General features: G+C 42.8%; 8 protein-coding genes. 2 read left to right on the forward strand and 6 right to left on the reverse strand.

Features of this window, described 5'->3' with window-relative positions; translation table 11 throughout:
* The 3 genes from HC965_RS13875 to HC965_RS13885 form a co-directional block, all read right to left on the reverse strand.
* On the reverse strand, nucleotides 1-490 hold a 490-nt coding region (locus HC965_RS13875; RefSeq protein ID WP_191032025.1), incomplete at its 3' end, for a hypothetical protein.
* 27 nt (nucleotides 491-517) lie between these two features.
* On the reverse strand, nucleotides 518-1,507 hold the full coding sequence (locus tag HC965_RS13880) for an OmpA family protein (protein WP_370539981.1): 990 nt from the start codon (nucleotides 1,505-1,507) through the stop codon (nucleotides 518-520).
* A gap of 160 nt (nucleotides 1,508-1,667) precedes the next feature.
* Nucleotides 1,668-2,240, reverse strand: a complete 573-nt coding sequence (locus HC965_RS13885) for a DUF3575 domain-containing protein (protein WP_191032306.1) — start codon at nucleotides 2,238-2,240, stop codon at nucleotides 1,668-1,670.
* Between the two features lie 346 nt (nucleotides 2,241-2,586).
* On the opposite strand from HC965_RS13885, the gene HC965_RS13890 reads away from it, so the two are divergent.
* Entirely contained in the window at nucleotides 2,587-3,471 is an 885-nt protein-coding gene (locus tag HC965_RS13890; protein WP_191032307.1) for an AraC family transcriptional regulator, read from the forward strand.
* A 221-nt stretch (nucleotides 3,472-3,692) separates the two neighbouring features.
* On the opposite strand, the gene HC965_RS13895 is transcribed toward HC965_RS13890, so the two are convergent.
* Nucleotides 3,693-4,910 (reverse strand): site-specific integrase, encoded by a 1,218-nt coding sequence (locus tag HC965_RS13895; RefSeq protein WP_191032027.1) that lies wholly within the window; start codon nucleotides 4,908-4,910, stop codon nucleotides 3,693-3,695.
* 601 nt (nucleotides 4,911-5,511) lie between these two features.
* Here HC965_RS13895 and HC965_RS13900 point away from each other — a divergent pair.
* Entirely contained in the window at nucleotides 5,512-5,994 is a 483-nt protein-coding gene (locus HC965_RS13900; protein ID WP_191032028.1) for a hypothetical protein, read from the forward strand.
* A gap of 8 nt (nucleotides 5,995-6,002) precedes the next feature.
* On the opposite strand, the gene HC965_RS13905 is transcribed toward HC965_RS13900, so the two are convergent.
* Together HC965_RS13905 and HC965_RS13910 are read right to left on the reverse strand one after the other, a co-directional pair.
* Entirely contained in the window at nucleotides 6,003-9,311 is a 3,309-nt protein-coding gene (locus HC965_RS13905; protein ID WP_191032029.1) for a DUF6250 domain-containing protein, read from the reverse strand.
* Nucleotides 9,312-9,496: 185 nt separating this feature from the next.
* Nucleotides 9,497-11,626 carry a hypothetical protein gene (locus tag HC965_RS13910; protein ID WP_191032030.1) on the reverse strand — a complete coding sequence of 710 codons (2,130 nt, stop codon included), beginning with the start codon at nucleotides 11,624-11,626 and terminating at the stop codon, nucleotides 9,497-9,499.
* Between the last annotated feature and the right edge of the window lie 35 nt (nucleotides 11,627-11,661).

Raw genomic sequence — 11,661 nt, forward strand, 5'->3', positions numbered from 1 at the left:
TTTCTATCAACTGCTTGAATGCATCGTTCATATCGGTATCGTTTTCGGGCAATCCGGTGTACTTGTCGCCTGCCATCTTACGGTAAAAATCCGTCAACGTTGAAACATTGGCTGTCAATCCGCCGAGGTCGGTTAAATTTGCCTTATCTTTCGTACCCGTGACAATGTAGATACGTCTGGCACCGGATGTGGTCTTTATGGTGAGGTTACCGGAGCCAAACTCCTCGTTGTTTAGCAGTATGCCCGTCACGTTGTCGAAAATCAATAACCGACCATCGGCAAGAGACGTTTCATCCACACCCGTATCGTCCGTCATGGCAGCACGGGACTTGTTGTTGCCCTCCATCTTGAAGCTGAATGATGCGTATGTCTCTACACCTGCGGGAACAGTGTCAGGAGTATCTTTCCCGACAGTTTCGTCATTGTTGCCACACCCGGCAAAGGCAAATGCCGCCAGTGCCGTAAGAAATAGATTCTTTACTTGTTTCATAAAATGTTTTTTTTAATAAATAATTAATTAATTGTCCTCAAAATATATTTTCACGTAGCCTGCGTTGCGCTGGTTGGGAAAGAGGTGTTCCAGCATCCAGCGGTAGGGAACACCTCTGCGTAGCTCCATCAGCAGCTTCTCTCTCCCCTTGAGCACGGGAACCGTGTCGATGATACGCAGGATCTCTTCACGGTAAGGCACATTGTCCTGGCGGGCGACCATATCGCGCAGTTCGTCCCAACCTTCACCCATGTTGATGATTTCCACGTTTGACTCCGGCACGCCGCGTGCTATGGTGTACTCCCGCAGCGTGTTCGCACGTTTGCCTGCCAGGTAGGTGTTATATTGCAAGGTGCCTTCGATAGAGGCATAACCTACTATCACCAGGCGGGTGATATGGACGGCGCTGTCCTGTGTCATCACACGTAGTACCCTGCTCAGGCGGTTCAGCGTGGCGGTATTGTCCTTAAAGGCGGTATCTATCTCTGCACACCCCTGTCGGAAGAATACACGCAGGGCATTCGGGTCACAGTAATAATTTGCAGTCTGTTTATCGGCTTCATACATTTCCGCGGGGCGGACAAATCCCTCTTCCTGTGCGAGTAATCTTGTAGGAGAAAGCACCGGAACGGGAACGGGAACTACAACGGAGTCTTCCGGTTCGGAGTTTGGTTCGGATTCAGGAATGACAAGCGCCAAGTCGCCGGTTACCAGTGCCGGGGAGAGCATCACCGAACTGCAACAACCGCTTAAGCGGTTATTGATATGTAGTGAAGCATGATTCATCCACGGCTCATAGGGCAATGTGGCTTCATAAAACAGGGTGTCGGAAGCCTGAATGGCAAGCGGCGCGTCAGCCGGCGCAGTACGTGATAAAAGCTCCCTGCGTTCCTGTGAACGGCGGTTCCTGTTTCCTGCAATACGAACAACAGGCAGCAGCACTTCTTCTGCCCCTTTGCGGATGGCAGGGGTAAGGTCCATACGGTAGTTGGAAGATAGTTCGATCGCTTTCAGCACAAGCCGTACATGCACGCTGTCGTCTGCAAAGTAAATATGGGAGTCGATGATCCGGATATCCGCTTTCCGGGCATGTACCTGACCTGACGCCAGAAACAGTAACCCTATAAGGGAAAGAATTATTCTTGATTTCATATTTGTCATAGATAAAGGAAGAGAATTACTTAATAAGATAAATTACGGAAATACCCGCCCGGGTAGGTGTAAAGAAGCCTTTTGTATGATTGGATTCGAGTTTCTTGCCACAGGCGGCGCATTCGAACTTGTCGTAACGGGCATACATATAACCCAGCCCCAATGAGGCTTCCAAATTCCACCTCCGCCCTATCATCCACTGGTAGCCGTAAGTCAGCCCTGCACCTGCCGCGTATCCTTCATAGCGAAACTTATCGTTCAGACCGGGAAATGGAATACCACCAATGTTAAAGGAGCCACCCGACAAATGAACACCGAAAAAATGACCGTTAAAACGTTCGCAGAGCCAGTAGCGTACTTCGGGACGGATAAAAAGATGCTTCATCTTTTTATTGCCGGAAAATGTCCAGGGATTGTAACCTACTGAAATATCTAGTCCCCAATGGGGAGACAACCCGACCTCCGCACCTAAATTAGGGGTAAGCGTTCCCACACCGTAGAGTAGGTTGGTTTTGATACCGATTTTGCCTTGTGCAAAAATAGGCAATGCGAAAAATAACATTGCAAAAGATAGTATTAATATCGTATTGATTCTCATGTATCTCTTTATATTATATAAAAAGCTTTTCCAATATTCTGTCTGTTCCGGTTCTATCTGGTGTTTCCGGTTCACGTATGTGTGGATATAGTGCATATTTCCTGTTTTTAATCATTCTCTATTCCGTAATAGAGAATAGTATAAGTAAAACATATACATACAACTGAATATCAAAGTATTATAGCAGAAAAGCAAACAAAGTGAATGTTTCAGAATCATTAGATAGAAATAAAAAAAACTATATTTGAATAAAAAGCAGATATTTAATTTATTAGGAAAATAGATACTGAAACAATTGTGAAACAAATAAAATCGCACAGATCAAACAATTTAAATAATTATATTCATAAAAACAAAACATATGGAAAGCGAGTTATTATACATTGAAGAGCATCTGTCATGCCAAAACTATATGACAACTATCGAAACCGGATTTAAATTTATTGAATTTACTGAAAACACGGAGTTTGGAGAAGACAATACAAATAAAAACTATCTGTTATTCTTTCTCAAAGGTGACTTTATCATAGACTACAATCAATTTCAAAACAAGTCATTTCAGACAGGAGATATGATACTGATTCCGCGTTCTTCATTATTTAAAGGGGTTGCCCCAAAAGGGGCAACTCTACTTTCAATGTTTTTCGATGTACCCGAAAATAGCTGCGACAAGCTCGCATTACATTTATTATCAAACATTTGCAAAGAGATAGAATATAATTTCGAGCCAATAAAGATACGTTATCCGCTGACTCCCTTTTTAGAAGTACTGACCCACTGTATGAGTAATGGCATGAATTGTTCGCATCTGCATAAACTGATGCAACGGGAGTTTTTCTTTCTGCTACGCGGATTTTATGAGAAAGAAGAAATTGCAACGTTGTTTTATCCCATTATTGGAAAAGGAGTTGAATTCAAAGATTTTGTCATAGACAACTACACTAAAGTGAATAATATTGAGCAACTTATATCTCTGTCCAATCTGGGGAGAAGCTGTTTTTTTGCAAGATTCACTGAAGTCTTCGGAATGACCGCTAAGCAATGGATGCTGAAACAAAGAAACCAACTGATTCTGAAAAAACTGACTGAACCGGGAATATGTATAAAAGATGTGATTGAAGAACTGGGATTTGAGTCACAAGGTTATTTTGGTCGTTACTGCAAACACCATTTCGGATGTACTCCCAAACAAATAATCAAGCGCTACCAGGCTAATAATGAAACAAATTAGCAAGTGTTTTCCCCCATTTGTACAAAATGAACAAATTTTTGGACTTTAGTGCAATTAATATGAAAAAAAATAAGCTTACTTTGCAGCGTGAAAGTTGATAAATCAATAGAGACTTTTTATGCGACTCTCTATTACGGAATAGATTACAATACTGCAAATATATATAAAATATTAATACTCACAATATTTTATTAGGAATTATAGTATAAAAATTCAGACTTTTAGAACAAATTGGTCACTATACTATTCACTTTATCAAGTTGGGACACGTCGAATTCCTTCAGATAAATACGGGTCATTTCTTCTGATGTGTGTCCCAACCCTGCACTAATCACGGAAACCGGCGCACCACAGTCACGGGCAAGGGTAGCCCAGGTATGTCGGGCGGTATAAGTGGTCAAAGGTATGTTGACATCAATCATAGCAGCTATTCTTTTCAGATGCCGGTTTATACGCCCCAATGCCAAACGGTACTGCGCATATTCCGAAGAAGAGTTATCACGGATAATCGGAAATACATATTCTCCTTCTGTTTCATACTTATCCATCAACTCCTGCATCTGAGGGGTTACGGCAATGCGAATGAACTGTTTGGACTTATGCCGGGAATAGGTCAGCACACCATTATAAATATCGGATTTCTTCAAGAGGACAATATCTACAAAGGCCATTCCCTGGGCATAGAAGCTAAACAAATACAGGTCGCAGGCAAACTTCAGTTCAGGAGCATCCTCCAGTTTGAGAGTCGCCAGAGTTTGGAGGTCTTCACGGCTCAGGGCACGCTTCACTGTTTTAGCCGGACGCGTCTGCGCCTTCACAAAGGGGTATTCTCCGTTGGGACGATAACCATCTATCACAGCCTGATTATAAAGAGTCCGCAAATTCCGCAAATAATAGCTCACCGTATTTGCGCCAACCCCGCTATTATACAGAAAATCCTCATATCGCCGGATAAAACGCAAATCAATCGCTGACATCCGGATATCCGAACCGTCAAGAAACTTAGCCAACGATGAACGGGTGCTTTTATATGCCGCAGCCGTCCCCTCTTTCTTCAGCGCCTTTTTCCGTTCAATTTGCGTATCAATATAGCGCAGCATGTAAAATTGTTGCCTTACGCTCTTATGAGTGCATTGTATCAATACATCTTCCACCGTAAAAGATTCCGTTGTCCGTTCAAGCCGCTGAATCCGTATGTGAATCATACTTCTCATTTTCCGCAGTTCACGATTCATCTTTGTGATGTCCGTAGCAGTTAGTACGGCATCCGCATCATCAATAATCTTTTCTTTCAACTCATTGAATGATTCCTCTTTTACCCGGAATCCGGTATATAATAGTCTCTTTTTCCTATTATGTATCACCTGAAACACCAAAGGATAAGTGCCATTATTCAACCTCCTGCCTTTATTCAGCATAAGTTTAACTGATGTTGTCATATTCTTTTCTTTTTTCTATTATTTGTACATTATTAAAATCCCCAGATTGCCCCTCGCAAGCGCGAATAAAGCGTAAAGTTACAACGTTCACTTTATTTATCGGAATCATTTATCAAAAAAAACAAGGAATAGGATAAAAGGTTTTGCAAGTATAAGAATACTTGTAGTATAAATATAGTTAAATTATATATTCATATATTCATTCTATTTTAATTACAAAAAAGCTGTGTATATGCGCGTAAATCAAACAGGTATAATAATAGTAATATTTAGATACATAAATATTATTTTCACATTGGAATACTCTTTGAAAAATCAGAATATTACGTATAGTTTTGCAGTATGGATTTTAAGGAGCCGCCCGTTCCTTTAAAAGAAAGAGGTCGTTCCTCGGTGTGCAACGGGTCGTTCCTTTTAAAGGAACGGCCCGTTGGTTTTAAAGGAAAACCGACATCTGTAACCATTTGAATTTCAACTTCTTACTGAATTAGAATTCCGTCCCCGTACCCATGGGATTTTCTCTAACAAACACGACGGAATCTGCCGCTTCAAGTGGCAATCAGTATACAACAAATTTCAACAATTTAAAAATTCAAATCCCATGGTTACAGTTACGTTTGCCATTAAGCCATATCTGGCGAGGTATATGTATGTCCGGTACGGACAAAGTTCAGAATTCCAACCCTGCAATAATCCACTTTCAAGGCTACCCATTCCCATCCACCTCTCCCACTTCACACTCATTTATCACTTCTTACACCAATTATCCGTTCCTCATCCGCAAGGCGTCTCCTGGAAAGAGACAGGAAATATCACTTTCGTTCTCCCCAGTCCAAGGATTGGCAAAAATCCCGAAGTTTATAATTACTACGGTCAGGATAGCATCTCTATTATAGAAAAAGAAATCGAAGTGGAAATGAAAGCGGATCTCTACTCATTTTTACTGGAAAAGAAGTTCAAAAATGGGGTAATGTACATTAAGGCAGTGCATGAGTTCGTGGAAAAGTATAATATGGTGGAGTTGGTGGAAGAGGAAAGTTTGATGAGAGGGTTTCAGAGGTGGAGAAAGAAGATGAAAGAATAAATCGGGCATCAATCATCCACCGGAATCACTTCCTGCATATAAATAGCATCCAAACTCCAAAGGGCGGCATCATTCGTACTGATACTGATACATTCCTCCAACGGAGCCGGAACTTCCGGTGGAAGCAGGGTCGTGATGCGGAAAGGTGGTGCGGGCGTATGTTCCAAACGGGTAAATAAATCTGTCCAGGCTTCTTTTGCCATTTGTCTGTCACGCAGATGATAAGCTGCATATGCCATCAGGCGGGATACACGAAAACGACTGTGACTAAGTTCCCACGCCTTCTTTTTATAACGGGCGGCGTGGTCAAGCCACGCATTTTTCCATTCAGGGATATCAATCATGCGCATCATTTCATTGGCTATTTCAAATCCGCCCATAATGGTCATTAGGTGGTTGGTTGTCTCCAGTTTCGGGTCACATTCAGTCGTGATGATACCTGTTGCCGGATCAAATCCCAAGGCTTTAGGCCCGGTGAAAAGTCGATTGGGCAGGGCGGATATACTCTTCATTCCTGCTATGATTTTATCACGGTAGGCGGTATTACCTGTACGCTCCCACTCTGTCATCCAATTGCCTGCATATGCCAGCCAGTCGGGGCCGATGCGCAAACGGGCGGGGGCGGTACAAGGATATTCACTTCGTGGTTGAGCCAAACGCATGGGGTCTAGTTCATAGAGTTTATGGTCGGCATCTTTGACTTCGGTCATTAAGTCTCCACTGCGTTCGTCGGTAGTGAGATAGTAATAGAAACGATTCCAGGCAGACTGGCTGATTCTTGCTTCTTTGGCGCCACAGCCCCAATGGCTCACATTATGACGGCTACCCAGTCCGGCATTCACGCCGGTGTGGTAGACATCCACTTCGGCCGTATGGCGAGTCATAGCTTCGGCCATTCGCCAAATATCAGCACGTCCGGTACGCAGGAAGCTATACCAAAGCCACATATTCGAAGCTAGTTCCGTATTGTCCCAAGCAAAACCGCCAACGTCATAAAGCCAAGTATGACGGACGGGGTCATAAGCATGCATCACGTCACCGTAATTCCAAAAGCCGTACCATTTATTCTGTTCGATGGCTTTCTGATAAAAGTCGATGTAGGCTTCCAAACGGTCTTCCACACGGGTACGGAAGGGAGTACTACGGTCGGGAAGGCTCCATATTCCGAAAGCCTGGCGGTCGTGTAGATACTTCGGGGTCGGCATTAGTACACTTGGGGCAGAAAGCTGTTTGGCATAGTCTGCAAAAGCTTTCTTTCCGGCATAACCACTTTGTGGTACGAGTGTGAATGTAGTTGTACGAGCGATTCCATAAGGAGTGCTCATTCCTTCCTGGACATCTTCATAACTGGCATTCAGTCCATGAGGTACATTATCATAATGGCGCAAATCCATAGGTTCTGCTTCAGGGCTCCATAACCAGGCAGTAAGCGTGGCAGTCGGGGTTCGCGCATCGGATATTTCAATCGAAGACGGATAAGATTGCCAAAAATCATGCAGGCAAAGTCCCAGTCCGCCTGTGACATCGCCGACAAAAACGTATCCTTCACTACGAGTGCCGGAAAAAGTTCCTATCCAGGAATTGTCATTATTGGCACGTTTGCGAATTGAAAAAGCATCGGCTGTGAGTTGGGACAGGCGGTAATCATTCCATGAAGCCCAATTATCAAGCAGTTCACGGTTTTTCCCGTCAAATCTTTCATAGGCAGGAATGCGTTTGCCTTCCATCTGTTGCTGTTGCAGGGAAGTTTCATTGTCTAAAGTCAGTACGCGACGACCGACTAAGGGTTGTACCGGCTCGCTCCACACTCCGCCATCGGCACAGGAAAAGGCGACGTGACGATTATATAAAGTTTCACGCATAGGCACATCGAAACGGATTCCTAAACTACGGATGAAGTCCTTATTCTGCTCTCCGTCATACATAAAGCTATGTACCATTTTTATTTGTTCGCTCCCCGCGTAGAAGTAGAGACGAATGACGTAAGGAAGCCATTCACGAATCTCTTCATGGCTATCTTTTGAGTTCTCTTTATCCCTTCTTCTGTGCACACCTTCCAACTTGACTAGTGCACGCACTGAACCGAAACGTTCTACGCTGACAGCTTTTATTTCGCTTGTATAGTGGGCAAAGGATATCTGCGAAGTATTTTCAAGAATCGGTTCACTTTGGGTACTGCATACAAGTCGTGCCTTCTCTCCTACTTTAGTTCCTTTATACAGCAGGCTGTCAATCAGAAATTCTCCATGCCGCGGGATAAATGCAGATAGTACTCCAGTCTCTATCTTAATATTTTCAGACGTTTCAATGATAGAAATAGAAGATGCTTTCTGTCGGACGTCTTTAGGCTTTGTTTTCTTCTCCGCTTTCCCTAACGTCAATGTTTTTGTTCCGGCGGGAATAATACCGGCAACACCGCTCCACTTCACAGAACCATCCGGCCAATATGCCAATGTCCATGTATCAACGGGAATTTCCGTATCATCCATAGTCTTTAATTGTAATGGAGTGTCAGGAAAGACTTCTCCCTCATCAAAAGGGACTCCAAAACTTACCGCTTTATCTTGTTCGGGAGTATCTCCAATCCAGCGCAAGGGAATTGTAGAAGAACTTTGTGGTAAACTCTCATAATGGAAATTTGTAATACGAGTACGGGATAAGGTGGTGCGAAAGCCGAACCAACCTTCCGTCAGAGGTTCGGCATCGCAGAAGTCCACCAATCGCTCACCATCTATGTAATAACTAACCCTATTATTCTCATTGGTTATCTTGATGTGATACCAATGATTTGCTTTCAGCAAATGTCCGGCATCCGTATATTCTTTCAAAACAGTAGGACGGACTTGTGAATCTGTAATACCTGCCTCATTGCCATCATAACGACGAAAGCGCGTAGTGGAGTTGTAATTTCCACCATATCCCATATAATAAAGCTGCAAAGAATAACAATTCAGAAAGATTCCGTTACGCCACTTCTCCCGCTTCCATATATTATCGGGATATTCAGGATCCGAAGCCATCCAAAAGCAATTCAGATCACTCAGGCGATCTCCTTCCCTTTCTACAACGACGCACGCGTCGTATTCAATGGTCACCCGTCCACTCATCTTTTCTTTCCGCCAAAGTGTGAGTCCTTTCGGAGAGAGAATTTCGGCTGTATCACCAACAAATGTCACTTTATAATCGGGAAATTCCGACTCTACTTTCCAGTATTTATGAAACTGACGAGCATTGAGTCCGGAAACTTTATTGGCTTGTGCGTTCGTATTTGTTCCACAAATAATAAACAGGAACAAAAGAGTAAAAATGTTCTTCATACGTAAATAAGCTATCTTACTTTGCAAAGGTAAGAAGTGGTTGTTCATAACGGAATAGAATATCATCCATTTCCATGGCTATTCGTTCATGTTCATGCCGATTCATTCAGACACAAAAAAAGGACAATTCGGCACGACAGCCGAATTGCCCTCTTTCAACAAACTTTTATCAAATGAGTGCTTAATTATTCTGAAACCTTTTTCACCTCTGCTTTCTTCAAAGTTTCCGCACCGACATAATAACCTAAATTGGTTCCTTGGTTGTATCCCATATTCTGCATAGCTTGTGACATATCATAGTTGTGATCTGTCAGCAAGTGAGGAAGACGGAATTCAGTCGGGTGGTTGGTGGAGAAGATGTAAAGAGACTTGCCATCACTCGAGCCCATAATCACTTCTTCACGATAATCTCCTAAAAAGTCACCGTAATAACAAGGATTATATTTAGAACTGTGATTTCCATCACTACTACCGTAAGCTCCAAAATATACTAAACGATTCTTATTCGTCTTGTTAACATCCGGATTTTGCTTATAACTCACAACACAAGCACGGTCTAACATTTCTCTGGTAGGTTGTCCGCTCCAATAAATAGCCACATTATACATAATTCCACTACCAATACCGGTAGGATATGTACTGGAAACCAATCTGCCGTCATTACAACTATATACTCCTGAATTCAAAGAAGACCAGTATTCAAAGTCCGGGCTATCCGGGTCAATATCTGCTACAATACAACGACCAACATCAGTAGTCGAACCCGCCCCATGACCAGTAATCAAACTACCATCTCTTGCGTCAATGACTTGACATGCATAACCATGTCCCTGACCGTTATAATTGCTCGGTTCTTCAAATGAAGCGACAATCTGTAATCCGGAACGATCTTTTATAAATTTCCCTACATATAAACAGTCACCATGGCCGTTTCCAGTGCACCACAATTCACTTCCATCATGATCAATGGCAGCCGAGCCATATAATATTTCATCTTTGCCATCACCATCCAAGTCGGCTACACGGAAACAATGCGAACACATAGACAGCCATTTTGATGAATGATTTGCCGTATCAAATTTCCAGCGTGGAACTAATTCACTTCCTTTCAAATCAAGTGCCCATACCTGCCAGTTATGATAGATACCTCTACTAATAATCAAACTGGGATTGCTGGTTCTTATTCCGGTTGTCTCATCCGGAATACCATCCAAATAAGCGACGCCAATGAAAAAACGATCCATACGGTTTCCGAAATCGTCGCCCCAATATTCACTCCAATATTTTGCACGTGACGTTTTTGAGCCTTCTCCACCACGTGGTATATTGTCGATACGAGTAATTTCACGTCCATCATAACCTCTGCAAATAGAAATATATTCAGGGCCTTCCATGATTAAGCCACAAGTGGTAGCCGTAGAAGCATCATTCTGATCGCGTTGGATAGCCGCCCCTGAATACCAACCTTTGGCATCCGACTGACGAATACGGTAATCATTCACTTTACCATAAGCATCGGTAATAATCTTTCCATCAGCAAATTTTGTTCCTTCAGAAGAACGGAAGGCAATCTCACACAAGCCGTCACCATCAAAGTCATACAAAATATAAGAAGTATAGTGCGAGCCTGAACGAATATTGATACCCATGTCTATTTGCCACAAGAAAGTTCCATCCATCTTATATGCTTCCAACAAAGTGGTACCATTAAACCACACTCCTTGATTCGCTCCATCATAAGGTTCTCTCTTCACCACGATTTCCAATTCACCGTCTCCATCCAGATCACCGACCTGTATATCGTCCGGTGAGTAGGTTACCGATGCATCGGGCACGTTCATATTCAATGAGATCTCACGATAAAATTTCGTTGCCATCTCCGGAGCAAAAGTAAACTCACAAAGAGTTTCTGTCTGATCGGTGAGAGTGACACGATATAGATTCGTTTTTGTAGCGTCAATATCAGCATCGGACCAGGAAGTAGCGTTCGATATCGGATTTTCATTCAATTTTTCTTCTACTCCACCATCTACAGACTTATAAATATCAAATGCGACATTAGACGGATCAGTCTTCAGCAATCTCCAGCTAATCAATGCAGATGATATACCTGAAGAGTTATTAGCATCAGCATTCGGCGTAGGGTCATAACTAACCCACATTGCACGGCTTCCGGTTATAACTTCAGTTGGCAGAGGGGGAAGTTCCTCCTCTGTCTGATTGCCATCATTTACTTCAACAACGGGATCATTGTCCGAGCAGGCAACTACTGCCAGCAAACTGAATAGTCCCAATAGTATATAATATTTCTTCATTTCTCCGTTTTTTATTCTATAAACAATTCTTTTAC

The sequence above is a fragment of the Bacteroides sp. GM023 genome, from assembly GCF_014750685.1.
Taxonomy (GTDB): Bacteria; Bacteroidota; Bacteroidia; order Bacteroidales; family Bacteroidaceae; genus Bacteroides.